The 23,390-nt window shown below is 63.9% G+C and carries 20 protein-coding genes; 10 read left to right on the forward strand and 10 right to left on the reverse strand.

Annotated elements, in window-relative coordinates; translation table 11 throughout:
• Positions 1–67 precede the first annotated feature (67 nt).
• The 4 genes from FHW69_RS01820 to FHW69_RS01835 form a co-directional block, all read right to left on the reverse strand.
• Positions 68–1,084, reverse strand: coding sequence for an FAD:protein FMN transferase (locus tag FHW69_RS01820; RefSeq protein WP_183421308.1), 1,017 nt, complete (start codon positions 1,082–1,084; stop codon positions 68–70).
• A 70-nt stretch (positions 1,085–1,154) separates the two neighbouring features.
• Positions 1,155–1,964, reverse strand: a complete 810-nt coding sequence (locus FHW69_RS01825; protein ID WP_343203943.1) for a DUF4198 domain-containing protein — start codon at positions 1,962–1,964, stop codon at positions 1,155–1,157.
• A gap of 30 nt (positions 1,965–1,994) precedes the next feature.
• Positions 1,995–2,507 (reverse strand): DUF2271 domain-containing protein, encoded by a 513-nt coding sequence (locus FHW69_RS01830; RefSeq protein ID WP_183421309.1) that lies wholly within the window; start codon positions 2,505–2,507, stop codon positions 1,995–1,997.
• Between the two features lie 10 nt (positions 2,508–2,517).
• Positions 2,518–3,138 carry a PepSY-associated TM helix domain-containing protein gene (locus FHW69_RS01835; protein WP_183421310.1) on the reverse strand — a complete coding sequence of 207 codons (621 nt, stop codon included), beginning with the start codon at positions 3,136–3,138 and terminating at the stop codon, positions 2,518–2,520.
• A gap of 313 nt (positions 3,139–3,451) precedes the next feature.
• Between FHW69_RS01835 and FHW69_RS01840 the strand changes: the two genes are divergently transcribed.
• Both FHW69_RS01840 and FHW69_RS01845 read left to right on the forward strand, forming a co-directional pair.
• Complete coding sequence (locus FHW69_RS01840) at positions 3,452–5,857, forward strand: hypothetical protein (protein ID WP_183421311.1); 2,406 nt, start codon at positions 3,452–3,454, stop codon at positions 5,855–5,857.
• Entirely contained in the window at positions 5,854–7,104 is a 1,251-nt protein-coding gene (locus FHW69_RS01845; protein WP_183421312.1) for a hypothetical protein, read from the forward strand. The genes FHW69_RS01840 and FHW69_RS01845 overlap by 4 nt, the downstream gene beginning before the upstream one ends.
• A 129-nt stretch (positions 7,105–7,233) precedes the next feature.
• Here FHW69_RS01845 and FHW69_RS01850 read toward each other — a convergent pair whose 3' ends face one another.
• Complete coding sequence (locus tag FHW69_RS01850) at positions 7,234–7,839, reverse strand: outer membrane beta-barrel protein (protein WP_183421313.1); 606 nt, start codon at positions 7,837–7,839, stop codon at positions 7,234–7,236.
• 277 nt (positions 7,840–8,116) lie between these two features.
• Here FHW69_RS01850 and FHW69_RS01855 point away from each other — a divergent pair, with 277 nt between their 5' ends.
• From FHW69_RS01855 to FHW69_RS01880, 6 genes are read left to right on the forward strand one after another with little or no spacing between them, the layout of a single operon-like run.
• Positions 8,117–8,791, forward strand: coding sequence for a response regulator transcription factor (locus tag FHW69_RS01855; protein WP_183421314.1), 675 nt, complete (start codon positions 8,117–8,119; stop codon positions 8,789–8,791).
• A complete protein-coding gene (locus FHW69_RS01860; RefSeq protein ID WP_183421315.1) occupies positions 8,784–10,235 on the forward strand; it encodes a sensor histidine kinase in 1,452 nt (483 codons plus the stop codon). The genes FHW69_RS01855 and FHW69_RS01860 overlap by 8 nt, the downstream gene beginning before the upstream one ends.
• 55 nt (positions 10,236–10,290) lie before the next feature.
• On the forward strand, positions 10,291–11,127 hold the full coding sequence (locus FHW69_RS01865; RefSeq protein ID WP_183421316.1) for an alpha/beta fold hydrolase: 837 nt from the start codon (positions 10,291–10,293) through the stop codon (positions 11,125–11,127).
• Positions 11,124–11,483: an EamA family transporter gene (locus FHW69_RS01870; protein WP_183421317.1), complete on the forward strand. Its 360-nt coding sequence runs from the start codon at positions 11,124–11,126 to the stop codon at positions 11,481–11,483. The genes FHW69_RS01865 and FHW69_RS01870 overlap by 4 nt, the downstream gene beginning before the upstream one ends.
• Positions 11,480–11,899 carry an EamA family transporter gene (locus FHW69_RS01875; protein ID WP_183421318.1) on the forward strand — a complete coding sequence of 140 codons (420 nt, stop codon included), beginning with the start codon at positions 11,480–11,482 and terminating at the stop codon, positions 11,897–11,899. The genes FHW69_RS01870 and FHW69_RS01875 overlap by 4 nt, the downstream gene beginning before the upstream one ends.
• Positions 11,883–13,112, forward strand: a complete 1,230-nt coding sequence (locus tag FHW69_RS01880; protein WP_183421319.1) for a DegT/DnrJ/EryC1/StrS family aminotransferase — start codon at positions 11,883–11,885, stop codon at positions 13,110–13,112. Before FHW69_RS01875 ends, FHW69_RS01880 begins: the two co-directional genes overlap by 17 nt.
• On the opposite strand, the gene tsaB is transcribed toward FHW69_RS01880, so the two are convergent.
• The 3 genes from tsaB to FHW69_RS01895 form a co-directional block, all read right to left on the reverse strand.
• On the reverse strand, positions 13,109–13,798 hold the full coding sequence (gene tsaB / locus FHW69_RS01885) for a tRNA (adenosine(37)-N6)-threonylcarbamoyltransferase complex dimerization subunit type 1 TsaB (protein WP_183421320.1): 690 nt from the start codon (positions 13,796–13,798) through the stop codon (positions 13,109–13,111). The two genes, FHW69_RS01880 and tsaB, sit on opposite strands and share 4 nt — an antisense overlap.
• Positions 13,795–15,123: a cell envelope integrity protein CreD gene (gene creD / locus FHW69_RS01890; RefSeq protein WP_183421321.1), complete on the reverse strand. Its 1,329-nt coding sequence runs from the start codon at positions 15,121–15,123 to the stop codon at positions 13,795–13,797. Before creD ends, tsaB begins: the two co-directional genes overlap by 4 nt.
• Positions 15,124–15,208: 85 nt before the next feature.
• The gene (locus tag FHW69_RS01895; RefSeq protein WP_183421322.1) at positions 15,209–17,137 is read right to left on the reverse strand and encodes an ATP-dependent DNA helicase; all 1,929 of its coding nucleotides are present in this window, start codon (positions 17,135–17,137) and stop codon (positions 15,209–15,211) included.
• Positions 17,138–17,253: 116 nt separating this feature from the next.
• Here FHW69_RS01895 and FHW69_RS01900 point away from each other — a divergent pair, with 116 nt between their 5' ends.
• Entirely contained in the window at positions 17,254–20,013 is a 2,760-nt protein-coding gene (locus FHW69_RS01900) for a valine--tRNA ligase (protein WP_183421323.1), read from the forward strand.
• Positions 20,014–20,388: 375 nt separating this feature from the next.
• Entirely contained in the window at positions 20,389–20,709 is a 321-nt protein-coding gene (locus tag FHW69_RS01905; protein WP_183421324.1) for a hypothetical protein, read from the forward strand.
• Between the two features lie 462 nt (positions 20,710–21,171).
• Here the strand turns inward: FHW69_RS01905 and lptG are convergent, their stop codons facing one another.
• Together lptG and lptF are read right to left on the reverse strand one after the other, a co-directional pair.
• The gene (lptG, locus tag FHW69_RS01910; RefSeq protein WP_183421325.1) at positions 21,172–22,263 is read right to left on the reverse strand and encodes an LPS export ABC transporter permease LptG; all 1,092 of its coding nucleotides are present in this window, start codon (positions 22,261–22,263) and stop codon (positions 21,172–21,174) included.
• Entirely contained in the window at positions 22,263–23,390 is a 1,128-nt protein-coding gene (gene lptF / locus FHW69_RS01915) for an LPS export ABC transporter permease LptF (protein WP_343203944.1), read from the reverse strand. Before lptF ends, lptG begins: the two co-directional genes overlap by 1 nt.

Genomic DNA, 23,390 nt, shown 5'->3' on the forward strand with positions numbered 1-23,390 from the left:
ACAACGGCGACAACGAGCAGGCCCGCGCCAATGAGCGATTGCCCCACCCAGGCACGGCGCTCCGCTGTCACGGCTTCTGTGCTGCCGCGAAGGCCGGCGACATGCGCTCTTCAAAGCCGTTGTCCCCGTAAATCACGAAAAGCACCGCGATATCGTGCTGCGTCGCGTACGCCATGCCGTCTTCGGGACCGAGGACCGTCATGGTGGTGCCCAGTGAATCGGCATGCATGCAATCGGCGGCAATAATGCTGACCGATGCGATGCGGTGCTTCACGGGGTATCCCGTGCGCGGGTCGATGTGGTGCGAAAACACCTTGCCGCCCGTCTCGAAGAAATGGCGGTAGTCGCCCGACGTGGCGATGGCCCGATCATCCAGTGAAATGATCCGCTCTATCTGATCCACGCCAGCGGCCGCAGAAGCGGCGCCCGGACGTTCGATGCCCACATGCCAGGACGAACCATCCGGCTTGCGGCCATGGGCGCGCAGTTCGCCACCCACTTCCACCAGATATGCGTGCACGCCCTGCGCATCCAGCCAGCGCGCCACCTGGTCAACGCTGTAACCTTTGGCCACCGAAGACAGATCCACGTACACACCACCGGGCTGCCGTGCACGACGGCCCGCCGGGTCCAGCGTGATGCGCTGCCAGCCCACACGCTGCTTCGCCGCCGCAATGGCTTCCGGCGTGGGTATGTCGTGGGGATGGCGGTCGGGGCCAAAGCCCCACAGGTTGACCAGCGGACCCACCGTCGGGTCATACGCGCCACCCGACGACGACGCGAGTTGCAGCGCGTAGGTCAGCACGTCAAAGAATTCGGGAGGCAGCACCTGCCAGGTGCCCGCCGGCGCGTTGTTGAAACGGCTGAGGTCGGACTGCGGCTTCCAGGTGCTCATCTGCAGATCGACCTTGTCGACCTCGGCCTGGATGCCCTTGCGGATGTACTCCGGGTCGGTCCCCTCGGGCATCACGGCATTCACTGACCAGGTGGTGCCCATGACTTCGCCTTCAAACCGGCGCACATCCGTGGCCGTGGCAACGAAGGGAAGCAACAGGGCGGCACAAAGAAGGATCAGGCGTTTCATGGGCGTCGCTGGCAGCGAAGGAATAAAAAACCGAAGCCGCGCTCCGGGCGCGGCTTCGGTTGCATGGCACTTACTGCGGAAGCACTTCCAGCGTGGCGGTATAGCCAAGGCGACGCTGTTTGGCTTCCTTGAGGCTGGTGTGGGTGTCTTCAGCGCTGGCGTTGACCCAGTACATGCCCGCGCTCGGGAACGTGATGGTGAAGTTGCCATCCTTGTCGGTGGTGGTGTCCATCTCGTCCTGCGCGTTGCGATAGCGCGTGGCACCGTTGATGGCGGCCACCTTCACGTTAGCGGCCGGCTTGCCGTCCACCACGAGTCGGAACTTCGCCGGCTCGCCCACGGCCAGGTCATTGGGATGGGTGACCGGAACCAGCTCCATGCCAACGTTGGTGAGCTTCAGCGCACCCGTGCTCGGCGAGCCCTGGGTCACGAAGGTTTCCACACGCGATGCCATTTCGCTGACCTGCACGTTCTTCGCGCCCGCCGGAATGGCGGTCTTGAATTCGTCGGCCTTGCCGCGCCAGCGCTTCTTCTGGCCGTCCATCTCGTAGTTGGCGAACAGGCCCTGATTTACCAGCGCGATGCGGTAGGTACCCTTCTGCGGCACGGGCAGGTCGAACGTACTGCGGTACTTGCCGGTGGCGGAATTCTCCGGCTTCACCACCGTGCCGTCGGGCGCGGTGATGACCAGCTGATCGAGCTGTGCCGGGAAGTGATCCGGGTAGTACAGATCATTGGAGATAGCCGCATCGACAGTCACCCAGGCATCATCGCTGGACAGCACGGTGGAGGACGGAACCATCCACATCTTGTGCGCATGCGCGGCGACGGGAAGGATCAGTGCAAGCGCGAGAGCCGCGCGCAGAGCGGAAGTTTTCACAGGTCGTCTCCTTGAAAAACGGGTGAAAGATCAGGGATTGAGGTCGAGACTGATAAGGCCGAGTTCGTCCTTGCCCTGCGCGCTGAGATGCGCGGAAGCCTTGACCGGCCACTCGAACGGAATGCGCTGCATTTCACGGCCACCCACTTCACGCGCGGCCTCCACTACCAATTCGTACTTGCCGGGCGGCAGCGTGCCGAGCGGCGCCTTGCCGTCAACAAACTTCAGCTGGTGCTGGCCGGCCGGGCGCGTCGCGCCAGACACGCCGTCGATGGGCATGGTCTGTTCGCGTCCCGTGCGACGCCACCACTGGCGCATGTCCTTCAGCCACTTGGTGCCTTCGCCATCGGCCTTCTTCACGTCGTACCAGACCGCCAGATTGGCAGCGACCGTGTGGTCTTCGCGCTCCAGCCACACGGCGACATACGGACGGTGGTATTCGGCCACCTTCAGGGTGGGAATTTCCACAGTGATGTTCATGTCGCCGGCAACGGCCGTAGCGGACACGGCAAAACAGGCGACAGCGAATGCAATACGACGCATGGAATCCCCTTCAATGAATAAACAGCAGAATCAAGATCAGTGGCAGCACGAGTCCCAGGGCCACCATCGGCCAGGTGGCACCGCGCTGCGCGGCATGCATCTTCAGCAGGAACAGGCCCGTGATCGCGAAGATCAGGCAGGCAAGCGCGAAGATGTCGATAAACCAGCTCCACACAGGACCGGTGTTGCGCCCCTTGTGCAGATCATTGAAGTACGACACCCAGCCGCGATCGGTAAGCTCGTACTCCACCTCGCCGCTCTCGCGCTGAATGCTCAGCCATGCATCGCCGCCGGGGCGCGGCAGGGCGAGATAGATTTCGTCCTCGCTCCAGTCCGCATCGCGACCATTCAACGAGACGTGCCATTGCGACTGGATCCATTCGCGCACAGGCGCGGGAAGCGGCGCGGACTTCTGCCGGGCATCCAGAGTTGCCAGCAGCGCGGGCGGCAGCGTGGCCTGTCGATGGTCCACGCGCGGCTTCGCCTCGATGCTGCCCGCGTGATTGAGCGTAAAGCCCGTCATCGCGAACAGCACCAGCGCCAGCAGGCAGACCGCCGAGCTGATCCAGTGCCACTGATGCAGGTGTTTGAGCCAGAACGCGCGGCGTTGCCGGTCGACGGTATCGCGCATGTTCGGACTTGAATCCCTGAGAGGCGGATCGGTAAGGGCCTACATACTAGAAGAAATGCGAATGACTCGCAATCGCAGGGCTTCGGTGTGGCGCGGCGCCCAAGGGTCAGACCGGGCGAGAGATCCGCCGCCCGTTGTCGTGGATTTGATGGTGGCTTTTCGGGACCGTTGACTGCCGATACGACGCATCACAAAGCACCCGCCAACCCCGTCACTTTCCACCCGTGACGTGTGCCCATCGACTCGGCGCGCGTTCGAGCGCTATGCCATCATCGTCGGACACGGATCGTATTCACCTTCTTGAGGACCTGGCATGGAGCCATGGGCAAAACGTTTTTGTGCGCTGGTTTTTGTATTCATTGCGCTGGTCGTTTCGATGAGCGTAGCCAGTGCCCTGATTTCCTGGGTGTACAACGTTCGGCATCCGGTGCATGGCCCCCTGATGACCTTGGTGCTCTGGAACAACCTCAGCGCCCCCAACATCAAACCGATCGCCACCGGCCTTCTCTGCTGGAGCCTTGCGGGCTTCCTTCCCACGCTGCTGCTCTTCGCGTGGCTGGGCTGGCAATTGCACGACTACCAGCGCACTTGCTGGCCGGCCCCGGTTCCTCCGTTTGCAAAGCCGCGCCTTCGCGAGTGGATGCGGCAAGGCCAGCGCAGAGGCAGCATCGCCATGGGGTCACGCTTCGGACAAAATCTGTTCGCGCCGGAGACGGCCTCGGTGCTGGTGGCAGGACCTCGCCTGAAGGGCCTGGCGCTGATGGCCACGCTGCGGCATGTCGATGGCCCGGTGCTGGTCATCGACACCGATAGCGTCACTTATAAGGCAACGGCGCAATGGCGTGCCGCCCGTGGAGACGCGGTGGTGAGTGTCATGCCCTTCGGCGGTGGCCATGCGTGGAATCCGCTGCGGCAGGCGTGGACACCGCATGGCTGGGATGACGAGGCGTTACGGCAACTGGCCGCGCATTGGTATCCCGCCACGTCGTCGCGACATCCTTTGCTTGCCAGTCAGGTCCGCCATGCCTTCGTGACGCTGATTTACGCGCTGGACGACGTGCTGCATGGAGGGGACGAGCCGGGCACCGTCGTCTCGCTGACTGACCTGTGTCGGGTGTGCCGTGCGTGCGAGGATGATCCGGATCACCGCCCATTGAGGATGCTGGCCGATCATCCGGGGCTGAAGCCTTCCACGCGCGATGCCCTCCAGGAGTGGCTTGCCCTGGACTCAGCTTCCCTCGCCAGGGTCTGGCAGGAACTGCGCGAGCCGCTGGCACCCTTTGCGCCGCGTCACGCGGACAGCGATGCCGTGGACCGCTGCGGGAATGTGTTTGCACGTCGCGATCCGCGCCGCACGACGCTCTACCTGCATATCCCCGCCGACCGGCGTCGGGGCGCGTCGCGGGTGATCGACACCTTCGTTGCCCAGTGGCACGCGCACCTGCACCACCACGATCCCCAGGCCCGGCCGCTGGTCGTGATCCATCAGCTGGAGGGGTTCGGTCGCCTGAACAGCCTGACCCACGGCTCGCACACGTTGCGCTGGCTCGCCACCGTCGAAGGGCTGGAAGATTTGCAGGCGGTCTACCACCGAACCACGCCGGAGGTGATGCGGCGCTTCAGCCGATGCGTGGTGCAGGCGCCCTCCCATCTTGCCGGGGCCGAGGCGCAGAGGGCGGCACTGGACGTGTTTCACGACGCGCATGTGGCCCAGGGGGCCAGCCGGGCGTCCTTTGGCCTGCCCACGTCCGCCGAGCTGATGACCCTGCGTCGACGTCAGCAAGTGATCACCGGCCCCGGTATTCGCCAGGCGGTACTCAGCCGCACGCCACGGTACCCCCCACCGTTGTCACCGCCGCCTCATGTTCCCGGAGAACCCATGCCCCTGCCCAAACCGCTCATCGCCCTTGTCGCTTCCCTGATGGCGGCATGCACCACCTCCCCCGTGCCGATCAACGACACCACGGGGCCGAACCCGTGCGGCGCCCGTCCGCCCGCGCGGCGTCCGGGGAATCAGATGCTGGAGGCGTGTCTGGGAAGGCAGCGCTTTCAGCTGCCCAAAAACCTGTTCAATTGGCAGGACGGTCAGGATGATCGGGACATCCTTTACCTCGCTTTACGCTGGCCCGCCATGCAGCCAATACCGATGGGCGTGGATTTTCACGACGACCCGGAAACGTATTTTTCAACGCTGCAGATAACGGTCGTACACGAATCACGGCGAACGGACGAAGGGTATCGAACCATCATGATGACATCGATCCAGCCGATGAGTCAGGATGATCCGGAGCAACGCGACAATCCGGCCTGGAATCTGGATATGCGCATCAAGGGTGAGCCGGTCCACGGGCTGACGCCGTACTACGCAAACTTCGACAAGATCAAGGCGCACTATACGAAATATCACGGCCCCAATAGCCGCGCTTCCGAGCCGGAAAACAACGATGACTGGTTCGTGCAGCTCGATAGGGAAGGTATTCCCACCACGTTCATCCGCTGCTCTTCGTACCTCTTCCCGGATGGTCTGCATATCGAACAGGGGCGTGTCATCGATGACATCGAGCGCGACGGTCGCCGGTCCAATTGCACTCACGAGTTTTTGATTCCTGAGTACAAAGCCCATGTCTCGATCGCCTACATGCGCGTGTTGCTGCCGTACTGGGCGCAGTTTGAAGCGCATGTTCGTGCACTGCTCAAGAACGCCGAGGTCCATGCATGACGGCCGCGCTTGCAGGGTTGACCGAGAAAGACCTGCGAATACTTGCCTACTACGCTGGCAGGGGAAATCGCGAACGCTACTGGAACTACCTGGCCAGTCTCCCCGGAAACGATGGCTATGGTCTTCTCGCTCTGGGCGTGGTCCGCAACGACAACATGCCCGGCGCGGTCGCCAATCTGTATGCACGGGAGTATGTAAGGACCCATAACGGCAGGGTGCTGACCGAGCGCGAATGGGACGCCTTTGGCGTGGATTTGATCAGACAAGATCTGTCCTTTCGTCGTGAGTGGATGAACACTCATCATCGCGCAGATCTGGCCCTCAATCTGCCGGTCAGACATGTACAGACGGCTCACGATCAGAGCTTCGACAATATCCACGTGGATCGCGATGCGTGGACCCCGCGCAAAGTCCTTCAGGCTCTTCGCATCGACGAAAGAGGCGCTGAGATCAAGACCGAGGCGCTCTGGAAAAGCATGCTCGACAACCGCTTTGGCGGTGCAAACCGCATGGCCAGGACACTCGCCGAGGTCGTCACGCTGGACAGCATGCCGGCACGCGAACAACGCAGCTACAGTGTGGACATGATGAGCGCGTACTCCGCTGCGACGATCGAGCGCCCACACACGAATCCCACGCTCATCGGCTCAAGGCACGACTACTACCAGCGCGACCGCATGGGTGTGTGGACGCACGTGCAGGCAGCCGTCACGCCCCGACATCCGCCGCTGATGACCCGCGTAACGCATCCGGACGCACACGCGTGGCTGGAAGATACCTACAGGCTCCGGCTTGAACGCCAGCGTGCCCGCGATGAGATTCACCCCGAAGACCGCAGCGAACTGCTGCCTTCGCCGCATCCGGTGGCCGTGCGCAAGCCGCGGGCGAGTACGCCCGTGCCCGGGGACGATCCGTTATATGCCGAGCTGCGGGTGAAGTTGCCGATGCAGGTATCCGACGATCAGGTCGCGGTGCTGGCGTGCGATGTGCGGCGGGCGGGTTTTCGCCGGCCCGGCTGTGTGCAGGACGCGCAGCTTGAAGACAATCAGATCACGATCAGCATGCCCGACCGCACGCTGACCCTGGACATGGAGACGCGCGTACCGCCCCGGGAGGAAAGCATGGAGCTGGCGCAGCAGCTGGATGAAGAGGCAAGGCAACTGGCCATGCAGCAGGCGATGGAACGGGAGTTGGTGGCCCGGCAGGAGGTGACCATGCGGCATCGGGGACCGGTGATGCGCCACTAGCCCTGTTGCCAGCACCCCTCGCAAGCCATCCCGCACACCCAGGCGATTAGCGCGAAAGCCCTCGCGCGATCGCCGCCGGGACGGGTGACGACGCGGGAGGGTCTGGCTGAATGCCTCGATGCTACATCTTCAGAAACGCCACTCAGTCGTGAGCTGCAGGGTGCGCATGCGGAAGCCATCATTGCGGCTTTTGCGCGTCGAACTCATCCAGTGCTTGTCCAGGCTCATGCCGACGCTCCATGTCTTGGTCACGTCCAGACCTGCGCCAACACCTGCGTACAACCCAGTACCCCGACCATTGCGACGGGCGCGCTGCCCCTGGACCGAAAGGTCGCTGTTGCCGCTCCAGGACAGCCAGCCCCCGCGGGCCGAAAGATACCAGCGGTCGGTCACCGAAAAGCGCATATTGCCGCCAAGTGTGAATGCTGCCGTCGACACCGAGGCTTTGCCTGCCGTGGGGCCGTTGCCCCAGGTGATGTTCGCGCTGCCGAAACGCTGATAGGCGAACTCAGGACCCAGCGCCAGGCGGCTTCCCAATGCCCAGCGGTGGCCCACGTTGAATCCCCATGCGGCACCCGTATCACGGGTTTTGACGGAGGTGGCAGCGCCACGGCCAAAACCCGAATTGGCGTCGCCCAACTGCGCGCCCACGAACCAGCCCTTGCCCGACTCCGCCGATGCGGCGCCTGCCATCAGGCAGCAAGCGACAGCTACTGCAACGATGCACTTTTTCATCCATATCTCCTTGTGTCCAACCATCCCTGCCCGTCGTCCATAGGATCGGGCCCCTTTGCGGACGTCAGTGCAAACTGAACGTCTTGTAGGCAAGATAAAGGCAGGGCTCACGGGCGTCAGGAAGGCTACGCCGAGGTCTGAAGCCATCTTCGGCTGATGATGTGAAGGCGTCCGATTTCACGCTGTAGGCGAAACGGAGGTTAGGGCGGGCGGGCCCGCGTCGCGTTGTCCGTCAGTGAGGCGTATCCTTCCCCTCATAACCACGCAGGCTTCATTCATGCGCATCCTCGTAGCCGAAGACGACGCCGCCATCGCCGCAGGTATCCGTGCCTCGCTGGAGCAGAGCAGCCACGCCGTCGATCACGTCACTGACGGCGCCAGCGCCGATACCGCCCTACGCGATCACGCTTATGACCTTCTGGTCCTGGACCTGGGCCTGCCGCTGCTGGATGGCAGCGACGTGCTGGCCCGCCTGCGAAAACGTGGCGCGGGCATTCCGGTGCTGGTAGTGACCGCACGCGAGGGCCTTCGGGAACGCGTGCGCGTGCTGGACCTGGGCGCCGACGACTATCTGGTGAAACCCTTTGCCCTGGTGGAATTTGAAGCCCGCGTCCGCGCGCTGCTGCGCCGTCGCACGACGCAGGGCACGCCGGAGCTGCAAATCGGGCAGCTGCGCCTGGATATCGCAGGACACCGCGCGTGGATCGGACAGACCCCACTGGAACTTACCGCGCGTGAGTTCGGCCTGGTGGAGGCGCTGGCCACGCGCCCGGACAAGGTGACCAGCCGCGCCCAGCTGGTGGAAGCGCTGTGCAACTGGGACGAAGAACTGACCGATAACGGGCTGGACATCGCCCTGCATCGCCTCCGCCGAAAATTGCAGGGATCCGGCACAAACGTGCGCACGATCCGCGGGCTTGGCTACCTTCTGGAAGAAACCCAGGATGCCTGATCAGGCTTCAGTGTGGCCCCTGCGCCGTCGGCGGCGTTCCAATGAAAAACTTTCCCTGCGCAAGCGCCTGCTCACCTTCCTGCTGGTGCCGGTGCTGCTTGCGCTGGTGCTTGATTCGATCCTCGCGTACGCCGTTGCCCTCGCCTATTCCAATCGCGTGCACGATGCCGACCTTTCCGACTCGGCCCTGACGCTCGCCGAAATGATGCGCAGCGATGCCCTCAACGGCGAGCTGACGGCGCAGGCACGGTTCCTTCTGGAATACGATCCGGACGGCCGCAATTACTACACCGTGGTCAGCGAGCGGCATGGCCGCCTGATTGGCAATGCGGAACTGAATGCGCCCGTGCGCACCGTGGCTGTGGACCGTCCTCCGCTGCTGTTCGATTCCACCCTGGCGCACCGGCCGCTGCGCGCGGCCATCATGCGCACGCCCAATGCGCACGAGCCGGGCGATGTACTGACGATCACGGTCGCTGAAAATCTGCGCGACCGTCACCAGCGCGCACGCGAAATCCTGTTTCTGACGGTGCCGCTTCAGGCACTGCTGATTCTCGCGATCTTCCTGCTGGTGTGGTTCGGCGTGAGCTATGGCCTGCGCGTGCTCGAACCGCTCACCGCGCGACTCGGCCGTCGCGGCCACGACCTGAGCCCCATCGGCGAGACGGACGTGCCCATCGAAATTCTTCCGCTCACCCGCACCATTGATGATCTGTTTGCGCGCATGCGCGGCATGCTGACATTGCAGGAACGCTTCATCGCCGATGCCGCGCATCAACTGCGCACGCCGCTGGCGGGCATCCAGTTGCAGGTGGAGCGCATGGACGCCACAAAAGATGCCACAGCGCATGCGGATGCGCTCACTCATATTCATCGCCTGTCTGCGCGCGCGGCACGCACATCGGCGCAGCTTCTGGCACTTACCCGCACGCAGTCACCGCACCGCGATGCGGACGACATGCAGGTGATCGACCTCACCGTCGTGATTCCGGAAGCCATCTCGCTGCGCGTCCATCAGGCACTGACGCTGCGCATCGACCTGGGCTACGAAAGCAGCCTTTCGGCCTGCCTGATACACGGCGACACGCTCATGCTTCAGGAGCTGCTGGACAACCTCCTGGACAACGCTTTCCACTACGCCGGGCCGGGCCATGCCGTAACGGTGGGGCTGTCCATGGACGATGATGCCGCAGTGCTCAGCGTAGAAGACGACGGCCCGGGTGTGGATGAAGCGTTCCTCTCGCGCCTGGGTGAGCGCTTCTTCCGCGTTCCGGGCGTTCGTGAAGAAGGCACGGGGCTCGGGCTCGCCATCGTGGAGAGCATCGCGGAACAGCACGACGCCAAAATAACCTTCTCGCGCGGGGACATGGGCGGTTTGCGCATCGAAATGCGCCTGCCTCTGGTCAGGGGTGAAGACCCCGACCTGCAACCGAAAGGTTTCTGAAACCGCCTCATGCGAGCCTGCAATCCATTCATCAGACCCTGCCTGGAGTGTCGACGTGGCCAAGACGGCTGAATTCATCTTTGAAGGCGACCGTAATGGCGTGCTCCTCATCCATGGGCTGACGGGAACGCCCACGGAAATGCGCCTCGTCGGCAAAGGACTGAATCGCGCAGGTTTTACCGTGGTTGGCATGCAGCTGGCGGGTCATTGCGGCACCGAGGACGATCTGCTCGCCACCACGTGGGAAGACTGGTACGCCAGCGTCGAAGCCGCCGCAGAAGAACTGCGCGGTCGCGTCGATCACCTGTTTGTTGCTGGCCTGTCCATGGGCGCCGTGCTCGCGCTGCGCCTTGCGGCACGCCGTCCCGAATGGGTGGATGGCGTGGGCGTGTTCGGCGCCACCTTCCGCTACGACGGCTGGAGCATTCCCTGGACGGGCAAGTTCTCGTTCCTGCTGCCGTGGTTCAAGCGCTTCGGTATTGGTCGCAAGCGCAGTTTCATCGAGCAACCACCTTACGGCATCCGCGACGAGCGTCTGCGCGCGCAGGTCAGCTCGGCCATGTTCGCCGGCGACAGCGCCGCGGCCGGCCTGCCCGGCAACCCGTGGCATGCGCTGGCTGAAATGTACGCGCTGGCCAAGGACGTTCGCCGCTCGCTGGCGCAGGTCACCGCACCGTGCCTGATCGCGCACGCTGTGGAAGACGACGTCGCCAGCGTGAGCAATGCGCAGATGGTGGAAGCGGGCGTGTCCGGCCCGGTGGAAATGCTGCTGCTGGGCGACAGCTACCACATGATCACGATTGACCGCGAACGCCGCACGCTGATCGACCGCTCTGCCGATTTCTTCCAGCGCATCGTCAACGGCGCGCGTCCCACACGAGTGGCTGCATGAGTACGCTTGCCGCGATGCTCTGGCTGCTCAATGTCGTGCTCGACACGGGTGGCCAGCTCGCATTCAAGGCAGCGGCAGGTGACGACCGCGCAGGTGATGGCCTGGCACGCTGGCGCTACATGCTGTCGCGTCCGTGGATCTGGGTGGGTGGCGGCTGCTACGTGCTGGAATTTGTGGTGTGGATCGCCTTCCTCTCGCTGGTGCCGCTGTCTGAAGGCGTGCTGCTGGGATCCATCAACATCGTGGCCGTGATGCTTGCCGGACGCTGGCTGTTCCGCGAGCGCCTTACGCCGTTGCGCGTCACCGGCATTCTTCTGATTGCCGCTGGCGTGGCTGTCGTAGGAGCTGGCGCATGAAGCGCTTCTATCTCATCGGTTTTGCCCTGCTGCTGGCCTTCGACACGCTGAACCTGTTCTGCTTCAAGCTGGCAGGCAACGGCGCGCTGCCGGTCGAAATGTCTGCCGCGTGGCTGGGCCGTGTGTTTTCGCATCCGTGGATCTACGGCGCCATCATCGGTTACGTCGGCGCGTTCTTCACGTGGATGAGCCTGCTCAAGCATGCGCCCATCGGCCCGGCGTTCGCGGCATCGCATCTGGAAGTCATCAGCGTGATGTTGCTGTCGTACTGGGTGTTTTCCGAACCGGTGACCGTGACCCAGATCATCGGCGCCGTGGCGATTCTGCTCGGCATCGTATGCCTTGCCATGTCCGAGACCGACGGTGGCGAACACGCGTCCGTCGCCGAGTCCGCGGCCCATGTCATATCGCCCTGACCGCGAACTGCCTCCCACCGCCGGCCTGCCACTCGCACTGGCTGATCTGCGTGCCCGTCCGCGCCAGCGCCTGACCGACGCCGCCGCCGCCTTCATCAATGTTCCGGCCACCCAGCTGGAATGTTCCGGCACGGCCTCACTGATCGTCGCACTGCTGGCACTGAAAGAACTCGCGCCGGATCGCCACGAAGTGGTGATCCCGGCCTATACCTGTCCGCTGGTTCCCATGGCCGTGCAGCGCGCGGGGCTGACGTCCCGTTTGTGCGACATGGCCACCGGGCGGCTGGACATGGATGCGCAGAAGCTGCAAAGCGCGTGCAGTGCCTCCACGCTTGCCATCATCCCCACCCATCTCGGCGGCCGCGTGGCGGATGTGGCCACCGCCCAGGCCATCGCACGGGCTGAAGGGGCGTTCGTCATTGAAGATGCGGCGCAAGCCTTCGGCGCGCGCGTCAACGGCCAAAGCGTCGGCACCATCGGCGACATCGGCTTTTTCAGTCTCGCGGCCGGCAAAGGCCTGTCGATCTACGAAGGCGGCCTGCTGGTCAGCCGCGATGACGCCTTGCGCAGCCAGCTCGTTCGCGCCAGCGAAGCCCATGTGCCGCGAAACCGCCTGTGGGAAATGCGCCGGTCGATGGAACTGGCCGGATACGCCGCCCTGTATGGGCCGCGCGGATTGCGCTGGGCCTACGGCGACCCGCTGCGACGCGCGCTGCGCCGGGGCAACCTGGTGGCGGCGGCCAGCGAAGATTTTGGCCCGACCATCCCCCTGCATCGCGTGGGTGCGTGGCGTGAGCGCGTTGGCGCATCGGCCATCACCCGCTTGCCCGCCTTTGTCGAACACACCACGCAACAGGCCTTGCGGCGCTTGCCCCGTCTTCAGGCCATCGAAGGCGTGCATGTGTACGCCGACCATGAAGGCGAGCAAGGCACGTGGCCCTATTTCCTGGTGCGCCTGCCTGATGAAGCGACCCGCGATGAGGCCCTGTCACGGCTGTGGCATGCCGGCCTGGGTGTGGGTCGCCTGTTCATCCACGCCCTGCCCGATTACAGCTATCTGGACCCGATGGAAGGCAGCGACGATGTCTCGGTTGCCCGGCACATCGCCGCCTGTACGCTGACCATCTCGAACAGCCCGTGGATCGACGACGGCACGTTCGAGCACGTGTGCGCCGTGATCGAGGCGCTGGTCGTCCGGCGCCGCGCGGCTTAAGCCCTGCCCTGTTCCACCAGGGTGAGCGCCACCTTGTCACGCAGATACACAGGCAACGCGAATTCGGGCGATACCGCCGCGCCGTCGCGGAATCGGCGCGCCGCTATGCCAGCGATGTGACGCGCCTGCGGATAGCGCAACGGATCGGCAGACACGATGGGCGCATGAATGCGCTCGCGCAGCGCGGCCTCGTACGTGCCCCAGCCGGTGCCCACGACGTGCCACGCCGACGCTTCCGGCAACAGCAATTTGGCTGCGGTATCCACGCGCTCGGCATCCAGGCCGATGAGGCCACCGTTGCCGTCGCGGCGATACGCCGCGACGTAGATTTCGCCCATGCGCGCATCAATCACCGCGAGGATGCTGGCGTCATCCTCGGGTGCTTCCAGCGCCAGCGCCTCCAGCGACGAGACCGTCACCACCGGCACATCGAGCGCCATGGCCATGCCCTGGGCCAGGGAGACGCCGAGACGCACCCCCGTGAAAGCCCCCGGACCACGGCCCACGGCAATGCCATCCAGTGCCATGCGTGAGAGGCCTGCCTCGGCCAGCAGCGCATCGGCCATGGGCAGCACCAGCTCGGCGTGACGGCGAGGAGCGATCTCGCTGCGTTCGATCACTTCGTCGCCGTGCACGAGTGCAACCGAACAGGCTTCCGTGGAGGTTTCGATAGCGAGGAAATTCATGGGGTATCCGTGGTTTTCGAGCCGTAGGCGTACCAGTCGATGCGCCGGGTCAGGAACATGAGGGTGGCAACCACCGCCAGCAGCACCACCGAGCCGATCAACAAAGCGTACTGCTCTGCGCCGATCAGCCCATAGAGTACCGCGTAAACCAGTGCCAGCACGCCGCCAAGCAGCAGCCCGGCGCGACGGGCCCTCAGCACTGCCGTGGCGTAGCCGCCCACAATCAGCACGACGGCCGAGGAAGCCAGCAGGTAGGCACGGCCAAAGCCGATCTGTTCAGAGAGCGCCAGCAGCAGCACATAGAACGTGGCCATCGCACCGCCCACCAGCAGGTACTGCACCGGATGGACGCGCAGGCGCTTGAGCACTTCAAACAGGAAGAACGCGACGAACGTCAGCGCGATAAACAGCAGCGCGTACTTGTTGGCGCGCAGATTCTGCTGATACACGCTGGCCGGCTGATAAAGCTCCACGCCGAACGACGAGGCGGCCACCAGGCGATCCACACCGTCGGTCGTCTCGTTCCAGTGCTGACCAAAGTTGCGATTCAAATCGAGCATGCGCCAGTTGGCGGAGAATCCATCAGCGCGAATGTCGCGCGTGGCTGGCAGCAGCGCACCCGTGAAACTGGGATCAGGCCACGGCGCCTTCATCTCCACCACGTTGCTGCGCGCCAGCGGCAGCACATCCAGCGACTCGGTACCCGCCAGACGCGCGGTCACCTTGAAATCAATGGGCGTATCGCCAAGCGCATCCAGGTCGATGGGCAATGCCACCACCGGGAATCCACCCACGCGCTCCGTGGACGATGCGAAACGCTGCGGCTTCCCGTTGACCGTGACTTCGGAAACCTCACGCAGGCCCTGCGTATCGCTGATCAGCAGGCGAAGTTCCGCTTTCTTGCCGATCCACGTGGCGTTGCTCGCCTTGTCGAAGGCACGGATATCTGCGGGAAGAATGCGCCCGGAAATCTGCACCTCCGCTTCGTACACCGGCACTTCGTACATGCCGTAGCTGCGTTTCTGCACAGCGAGGTCAGCGCGCGTGGTCAGCGTGTCGGCAAGCACGATCTCCGTCGCGTAGCGCGTGGCCACCTTCGAGGTGCCTTCCACATTGACCTGCTCTTGCGTGGGAATGGCCAGCACCAGCCCGCCTACGGTCTGCGCGCCGCCCCAGCCTTTGGCAATGTTGGCGGCCGCGTCCACACGCAGCGCTTCGCGCTCACGGACAAGACCCGAAATCTGGCCAAGCGGAATCAGCATCAGCAGCGCGAGAAGTCCCACGCCAATGACTTTGGCGGTAACGGTTTGTGTCCAGGCAAACATGAATGTCCTTTTCGACGAGGTAGCGCACATGAAAGCGCATCAGCCGGCCGTAGCCGGGTTCGGATTGAGGCAAAGCAGGGGCGATTCAGGGCGTGGCGGTGTCCACGGCGGTGAAAAACGCCTTCACGTCGTCCAGGCTGCGCGTGCGGGGCATCGGCGGAACGCTGGCAAGAAACAGCTTGCCGTAGCCCTTGGTGGTAAGACGCGGATCGCACAGCACCAGCACGCCGCGATCATGCACATCACGGATGAGCCGACCCGCGCCTTGCTTGAGCGCGATCACGGCCGTGGGCACCTGCCACCCCATGAAGGGATTGATGCCCGCGTATTCCAGTGCTTCCAGCCGCGCCTGCAACACCGGATCATCGGGCGTGGCGAATGGCAGCTTGTCGATCACCACCACACTCAACGCTTCGCCGGCCACATCCACGCCTTCCCAGAAACTGGCAGCGCCCAGAAGCACGCCATGGCCGCTGGCGCGGAACTCTTCCAGCAAACGATGACGTGGCGCGCTGCCCTGTACGAATAAAGGCCACGGAACGCGGCCTTCCAGAAGCTCCGCTGCACGTCGCAATGCACGATGGGAGGTGAACAGCAGGAACGCGCGACCGTTGGAGGCTTCCAGCACGGGAAGCAATGCATCGACCACCTGATCGGTGTAATCGCGGGCGGCCGGATCAGGCAGCCCCTGCGGGAGATAAGCGAGCGCCTGACGCGCATAGTCGAACGGGCTTTCCAGGCTCAGCGTGCGCGGATCTTCAAGACCCAGCTGACGCGCGAAATGCTGAAAATCTCCCGCAATCGACAGCGTGGCCGACGTGTGAATCCATGCCGCGTCGGTCGACATGCGCATGGCGCGCAACGGCGAGGCGAGGTCCAGTGGCGTGGCATGCAGCGCGAACCCGCGTGGCCAGGTTTCGTACCAGCGCACGTCGGCATCGGAGTGCTCTTCCACGATGCGATCCAGCCGCAAACTGAGCATCTGGGCGCGCTCGAAGGCACTGGCCAGGCCACGCGAACGCTCGGCCTGCGCACCCAGCAAATCAGACAGTGCGGCCAGCACGTCGCGCAGTTCCGTCAGACCATCGTGGACGGCATCGTTGCGCTCCAGCTCACCGAACGCCCCTTTCGCCGGCAATACATCCATGGCCAGTCGCACGCGCTTGACGATGGCCTGCACGGCTTCCACCGGCTCAAGCAACAACCCCATCGCACCGGTAACGCCCTGGCATTCGGCCAGCGCGTCCGACGCCAGGTCGGTGATCTGTCGGGCACTCACACTCTGCGAGAAGAACTGGCCGGCCAGTTCGGGAATCTGATGGGCTTCATCCAGGATGAACGCATCGGCATGCGGCAGGATTTCACCGAAACCTTCCTGCTTCAGCGCCAGGTCGGCCATCAACAGGTGATGGTTCACTACCACGATGTCGGCCTCCATGGCCTCACGGCGCGCCTTCACCACATGGCAGTCGTCGAAAAAGGCGCACTCGGTACCCAGGCAGTTTTCCGGCGTGGAGGTCACCCGCGGCCAGACCGGCGAATCCTCCGGGATATCGGCCAGTTCCATGCGGTCGCCACGCCGCGTGCGTGCCGACCAGGCCCGGATCGTGGCCAGCTGGGAGGCCAGCACGCGGTCGTGATGGCCCTCGCGCACAGACTGATCCAGCCGGTAAAGGCACAGATAATTGGCCCGGCCCTTGAGCAGGCTGCTTTTGACCCGGCTACCCAGCACGGAATGCACCCGGGGCAGGTCGCGGAAGAACAGCTGGTCCTGCAAGGCCTTGGTCCCGGTGGAAACAACGACTTTGCGCCCCGACATCAGGGCAGGCACCAGATAGGCGAACGTCTTGCCGGTGCCGGTGCCCGCCTCGGCAATCAGGGCATCACGCTCTTCGATGGCCTCGGCCACGATGGCCGCCATGCGTTGCTGCGCCTCGCGTGGGGCGAATCCGGGTACTTCCCGCGCAAAGGGGCCCTCGGCCCCCAGCAACGCGGCTACGTCGTGATCTGTCATCGCCTAAGTATCGCCGAGGCAGCCGGTTTTGGCACCGCCCCGGGCGGGGCCCTACAATGCAGGGTCGTTCATCTAATCACGCGCGCCCGCGATCCGGCGCCAGCCAAGAGTCCCGCATGGAAAAGAGTTTCGAGCCCAGCCAGATCGAGTCGTCGTGGTATTCCCGCTGGGAATCCAGCGGCTATTTCAAGCCTTCCGGCAAGGGAACGCCGTACACGATCATGCTGCCGCCGCCGAACGTGACCGGCACACTGCACATGGGCCACGCGTTCCAGCACACCATCATGGACACGCTGGTGCGCTACCACCGCATGCGCGGCTTCGACACCCTGTGGCAGCTGGGCACCGATCACGCCGGTATCGCCACCGAGATGGTCGTCACCCGCCAGCTCAACGCTGAAGGCAAGCAGCGCTCCGACTTTGACCGCGATGCCTTCATCGAGCGCGTATGGGAGTGGAAGGCCGAATCGGGCGACACCATCGGCCGGCAGATGCGCCGCATAGGTGTGTCCGGCGACTGGAGCCGCGAGCGCTTCACCATGGACGAAGGCCTCAGCAAGGCCGTGGTCGAAACCTTCGTGCGCCTGTCCGAAGAAGGCCTGATCTACCGTGGCCAGAAGCTGGTCAACTGGGATCCGGTGCTGAAGACCGCCATCTCCGACCTGGAAGTGGTCAGCGAAGAAGAAGACGGTTCGCTGTGGTCCATCCGCTATCCGCTGGCCGACGGCTCCGGCGATCTGGTGGTCGCCACCACGCGTCCGGAAACCATGCTCGGCGACGTCGCGGTTGCCGTGCATCCGGAAGACGAGCGCTACGCGCACCTGATTGGCCGCATGCTTTCGCTGCCGCTGTCTGACCGCCAGATTCCGATCATTGCCGACGATTACGTTGAGAAAGACTTCGGCACCGGCTGCGTGAAGATCACGCCCGCGCACGACTTCAACGACTACGCGATCGGCCAGCGCCACAGCCTGCCGATGATCAACATCCTCACCGACGAGGCGAAGATCAACGACAACGCGCCGGAAAAATATCGCGGCCTGGATCGCTACGTCGCCCGCAAAGCCGTGCTTGCCGATCTGGAAGAACACGGCTTCCTCGTCGAGACGAAGAAGCACAAGCTTCAGGTCCCGCGCGGTGATCGCACCGGTCAGGTCATCGAACCCTTCCTCACCTGGCAGTGGTTCGTCCGCATGGACACGCTGGCCGCGCGCGGCCTTGAACTGGTCGAAGACGGCCACGTGAAATTCGTGCCGGAAAACTGGATCAACACCTATCGCCACTGGCTCGGCAACATCCAGGACTGGTGCATCAGCCGCCAGCTTACCTGGGGCCACCGCATCCCGGCGTGGTACACCGATGCGGGCGACATCATCGTGGCCCGCACCGATGACGAAGCGCGTGAACGCGCCGCCGCGCAGGGTTATACCGGCGCACTGCGCCGCGACGACGACGTGCTGGAAACCTGGTTCAGCTCGGCGCTGTGGAGCCATTCCACCCTGGGCTGGCCCGACGCGGAAGCACAGCAGGCGCTGGGCTTTGATCGCTACCTGCCCACCAACGTGCTGGTCACCGGCTTCGACATCATCTTCTTCTGGGTCGCCCGGATGATCATGATGACCGACCACTTCACCGGCGAAGTGCCGTTCCGCGACGTGTACATCACCGGCCTGGTCCGCGACAAAGACGGCCAGAAGATGAGCAAGTCCAAGGGCAACGTCCTTGACCCGCTGGACCTGATCGACGGCATCACCCTCGACGACCTGGTGGCCAAACGCACCCGCGGCCTCATGCAGCCGAAGATGGCCGACAAGATTGAAAAGGCCACACGCAAGGAATTCCCCGAAGGCATACCCGCCTTCGGCGCCGATGCCCTGCGCTTCACCTTCGCATCCCTGGCCACGCATGGCCGTGACATCAAGTTCGACCTTGAGCGTGCTGCCGGCTACAAGGCGTTCTGCAACAAGCTGTGGAATGCCTCGCGCTTCGTGCTGATGAACCTCGGCGAGGAAGCCGTGGCACCCGTGGCCAGTCCCGCGACGGAAGCCGAGCGCTGGATTCTTACCCGTCTGAACAACACGCTGGCCGAAGTGCGCACGCAGTTGGACCTGTACCGCTTCGACCTCGCCGCGCAGGCGCTGTATGAGTTCACCTGGAACGACTTCTGCGACTGGTTCCTCGAACTGTCCAAGCCCGCCCTGAATGGCACCGACACCAGCGCCGCCGCGTCCACTCGCTACACGCTGGCCGTGGTGCTCGAAACCCTGCTGCGCGCACTGCACCCGATGATTCCGTTCGTGACGGAAGAAATCTGGCAGAACGTAAAGCCCGTGCTCGGCATTCAAGGCGACACCATCATGCTGCGTCCTTATCCGCAGGCGGATGAAATCGCCTCCGACGGCGCTGCCGCTGCCGAAGTGGAATGGGTCAAGTCCGTACTGACCGGCGTGCGCCGCATCCGCTCGGAGATGAACATCTCCCCCGGCAAGACCATCCCGCTGCTGTTCGCCGATGGCGGCGATGCGGATCGCGCCCGTGCAACCAAGTTCGCTGCACAGATCGCGTTCCTCGGCCGCGTGGAAACACCCGAGTGGATCACGGGCGGCGATGAACCCGCTGCCGCCGTGGCCGTGGTCGGCTCACTGCGCGTGCTGATTCCGCTGGCAGGCCTCATCGACGTGGACGCCGAAAAAGCACGACTGGCGAAGGAAATCGCCCGCGTGGAAGGCGAAGTGCGCAAGTGCGAAGCCAAGCTCAGCAACGCCAACTTTGTCGCCAACGCCCCCGCCGAAGTTGTCGCCCAGGAACGCCAGCGCATCGCCGACTGGACCGCCCAGGCCAACGCCATGCGCGATCAGGCACAACGCCTCGGCTGATCCCCGGCTTCAGGAAAAAAAAGAGACCGGCAAAAGCCGGTCTTCTTTTACCTGTGGAACGAGCCCTGCGAACGACGGATGCTTGCCCGCTCTCAAATAATTCCGATGACTTTTTCGGAATAATCGGATAGTTCCGCCTTGCGTGAATCGGGATGCTCTTCGCGTCGCCGAATCATCGGCGACCGGGCGTAGAAACCCGTATTGACTAGATCACACAGGCGGATACCCGCCTGTGTTCTCATCGCACGCCCCTATGGCGGGCGTGTCGGGCAGGCCTCGCGCCTGGCCGGGTACTGATCAAGTCAACCGGTTTTCTACCCCGACACGTCCGCCACCCTGCGAAACAGGGTGCGGACCTCCGGCCAGGGAACCGCCATGCACACGCCCGACCAGACCATCACCTGCCCCACCTGCCAGAGCGACGTCACCCTCACCATCGACCAGCTCCGCGACGTCGCCGTCATGCGACTCGCCGATGCCCAGGCCATCGTCGATATCTCTTCGCACGCGGTGGAGGCGGACGTCGATCCGGAAACCTCCGCACAACTCAGCATCATGCTGCGCCGACTGCTCGCCGAAGCCATGCCGCCCATTACCGGACTCTGGCGCAGCCGGATAAAACTCATGCCCGTTGAGGTGATCGACATGCTCAGAGCGGGCCCCTTCGGAACCACACCCGCCTCGACCGAATCCTGAGCGAGGGGTGCTCGCCCCGACAGCAAAGCCCGGCTCTTACCCCAAACACAAGCACCAGTGGGCAGAAAGCCCCCGCCGCCCTCCCCATGAGCGCTAGGAGCGCGAGGACGTTCGGGCGGAAAAGGCCCCGCAGGGGTGGCCGGCAGGGATGCCGGCCATTTGGCGCCTGGCCATGGATGGCCAGTCGACAAACCCCGCCCGAACGTCCGGGTCGCGTAGCGACCGCGCGACGTGCTCATGGGGAGGGCGGCGGGGGCTTTCCCTCGACACGCCACACTGTGCTGAACTCGCGAGACAAACCAACAAGCAAATTGGCGCTAGCCGAACCGCCTGAAACCCGTCGACAAACCCCGCCCGAACGTCCGGGTCGCGCAGCGACCGCGCGACGTGCTCATGGGGAGGGCGGCGGGGCTTTCCCGCGAAACGCCACGCTGTGCCGAACTCGCGAGAAGCCAAATGGCGCTAGCCGAACCGCCTGAAATACGCGAGCGCCCCAACGACCAGCAACGACGGCGGCAGCAGGTTGGCCAGTAACGGCGGCATGCCGTACACCGTGCCGAAGTTCACCATCGCGCCCTGCAGGAAATACCAGCCGATAGCCAGAATGATGCCAATGAAAAGGCGCTTGCCCAAACCACCGGAACGCAGCGAGCCGAATGCAAACGGCATCGCGCAAAGCACCAGAATCAGCACATTGAAGCCAAACAGCACGCGACCCCAGAACGCCACCGAATACGCACCCGGATTCTGCCCGTTGCTTTCCAGATAACGCATGTTGCGACGCAGGTCGCTCATCGACAGATATTCCGGACGGATGACCGACTGCTCCAGCACCCGCGGATTCAGATGGGAATTCCAGGTGGCCGACGGCGCATTGGTCGAATGCACACCCGTGTTATCCAGCGTAGTGGTGCGCACATTGGCCATGACCCACTGATTGCCGTCATGCGACGCACTGTCTCCATGGGAGAACACGCGCACCTGACCGTCATCCGTAAAGTCGAACACACGCACGTCAACCAGCTTGACCGTATCGTGCCCGTTTTCCTGTGTGGCGATGGCCGACTTGGCATTGATGAAAAGCTTGCCGTCACGCGCCCACAAGCCACTGCTGGTCGCGCCAAGGTTGCTCGACTTCATGCGCACCTGAATCGCCTGCGCGTGCTGATCGCCGTAAGGCGCAGCCGTTTCACCCATGACGATCACGCCAACAGTCAGCACGGCGATAACGCCCGCTGCCGAAGCGGCGATGCGCAGCTTGGACATGCCGGCTGCACGCAGCGCCGTAAGCTCGCCCGTGGCGGCAAGGCCGCCCAGACCCAGCAGGCCGCCAATCAGGGCCGCATTGCTGAACATCTGATACATGCGGCGCGGCACGGTCAGCGCGATGTACGCGATGGCGTCGTACAGCGTGAACCCGTTCTTGCCGATATTGCCAAGCTGGCGGATGAACTGGGTCAGCGCGTCGAAGCCGGTGAGCACCAGCCAGACAAGCAGCAGCGTGCCCAGAACGCTCATGGCGATCAGGCGGTCGGCGCGTTTGATGCCAAACATCAGGCCGCCCTCTTCGGAAGGCGACGCGGCGTGTTCTGGCGCCAGAAGAACCAGGCCGCCACGCCGAACACGATGGCATGCAACATCCAGATCGGCACCGACGTGTGCAGATTGCCCTTCAGAATCTGCGTGCGCGCGATGAGCTGCCAGATCACATAGAGGAAATAAGCCAGCACGGCCACGAGCAGACGGCCATAGCGCGCGTCGCGCGGCGCCTGACGGGACATCGGCAGCACCATCATCATCAGCACCAGCGTGCTGACCGGCGCCGCCACGCGCGAAACAAATTCGCCGAGCGCATCGGGTGCGTGGTCGGTGAGCAATTGCAGGGTCGTGAGTTCGTGCGACGGATCGACGTCGTCATCATCGTCGCCCACCGTGGACAGCGACACATCGTTACGCTCGTATTTCATGCGGCGCCAGTTGTCGCCACCCAGCGGAATTTCAAACTGCCAGCCGTTGGACAGGCCGAGGAAGCGATTCACGCCATCGCTTTCCTGGAACATCTGACCCTTCTGGGCGCTGACCACACGAACCTGCGGATTGCCGTTGCCGTCCACCCGGTCGGTGGCGATGAAGGTCTTGCCCAGCTTCGTACCGTCGCGGCTGAGCGCATCCACGAAAATGATGCCGCCCTTGCCGGGCAACTCGGTGAACCGGCCGGCATCGAGGCCCGCAGCGATGACCGAGCGATTGGCGGCGGCAATCAGCTGGTCGCTGGTGCGCGAGGCCAGGGGGCCCAGCCACAGGGAGACAGTGCCCACGGCGATGGTAGTGATGACGGCCAGCAGGGTCACCGGGCGCAGCATGCCGCGCGGGCCCATGCCCGAGGAAGCCAGCACGTGCATTTCGCTTTCGCGGTACATGCGGCCCAGGGCGATCAGCGTGCCCAGGAAAGCCGACATCGGCAGGAGCATGGACAGGAGGTCCACCATCTGCAGGCCCAGCACCTGGAACATGATGGTGGGCTGGATACTGCCGTTAGCCACCTTCTGAAGCACGGTCGCGAACGCGCCGCCGGCGAAGATCACCAGCAGGACGGCGGCTGTGGCGAGCACGCCAGAGGCCAGCTCGCGAAGGAAGTATCGGTCGAGAATGCTCAGCATTTGGTAGAATTGCCGGTTCAT

It is taken from the genome of Luteibacter sp. Sphag1AF (assembly GCF_014192715.1).
Classification (GTDB): Bacteria; Pseudomonadota; Gammaproteobacteria; order Xanthomonadales; family Rhodanobacteraceae; genus Luteibacter.

Coding starts and splice junctions, on each gene's coding strand:
- FHW69_RS01820 (WP_183421308.1), bottom strand. CDS start 1,084: ATGAAACGCCTGATCCTTCTTTGTGCCGCCCTGTTGCTTCCCTTCGTT.
- FHW69_RS01830 (WP_183421309.1), bottom strand. CDS start 2,507: ATGCGTCGTATTGCATTCGCTGTCGCCTGTTTTGCCGTGTCCGCTACG.
- FHW69_RS01835 (WP_183421310.1), bottom strand. CDS start 3,138: ATGCGCGATACCGTCGACCGGCAACGCCGCGCGTTCTGGCTCAAACAC.
- FHW69_RS01840 (WP_183421311.1), top strand. CDS start 3,452: ATGGAGCCATGGGCAAAACGTTTTTGTGCGCTGGTTTTTGTATTCATT.
- FHW69_RS01845 (WP_183421312.1), top strand. CDS start 5,854: ATGACGGCCGCGCTTGCAGGGTTGACCGAGAAAGACCTGCGAATACTT.
- FHW69_RS01850 (WP_183421313.1), bottom strand. CDS start 7,839: ATGAAAAAGTGCATCGTTGCAGTAGCTGTCGCTTGCTGCCTGATGGCA.
- FHW69_RS01855 (WP_183421314.1), top strand. CDS start 8,117: ATGCGCATCCTCGTAGCCGAAGACGACGCCGCCATCGCCGCAGGTATC.
- FHW69_RS01860 (WP_183421315.1), top strand. CDS start 8,784: ATGCCTGATCAGGCTTCAGTGTGGCCCCTGCGCCGTCGGCGGCGTTCC.
- FHW69_RS01870 (WP_183421317.1), top strand. CDS start 11,124: ATGAGTACGCTTGCCGCGATGCTCTGGCTGCTCAATGTCGTGCTCGAC.
- FHW69_RS01875 (WP_183421318.1), top strand. CDS start 11,480: ATGAAGCGCTTCTATCTCATCGGTTTTGCCCTGCTGCTGGCCTTCGAC.
- FHW69_RS01880 (WP_183421319.1), top strand. CDS start 11,883: ATGTCATATCGCCCTGACCGCGAACTGCCTCCCACCGCCGGCCTGCCA.
- tsaB (WP_183421320.1), bottom strand. CDS start 13,798: ATGAATTTCCTCGCTATCGAAACCTCCACGGAAGCCTGTTCGGTTGCA.
- creD (WP_183421321.1), bottom strand. CDS start 15,123: ATGTTTGCCTGGACACAAACCGTTACCGCCAAAGTCATTGGCGTGGGA.
- FHW69_RS01895 (WP_183421322.1), bottom strand. CDS start 17,137: ATGACAGATCACGACGTAGCCGCGTTGCTGGGGGCCGAGGGCCCCTTT.
- FHW69_RS01900 (WP_183421323.1), top strand. CDS start 17,254: ATGGAAAAGAGTTTCGAGCCCAGCCAGATCGAGTCGTCGTGGTATTCC.
- FHW69_RS01905 (WP_183421324.1), top strand. CDS start 20,389: ATGCACACGCCCGACCAGACCATCACCTGCCCCACCTGCCAGAGCGAC.
- lptG (WP_183421325.1), bottom strand. CDS start 22,263: ATGTTTGGCATCAAACGCGCCGACCGCCTGATCGCCATGAGCGTTCTG.
- lptF (WP_343203944.1), bottom strand. CDS start 23,390: ATGAACCGGCAATTCTACCAAATGCTGAGCATTCTCGACCGATACTTC.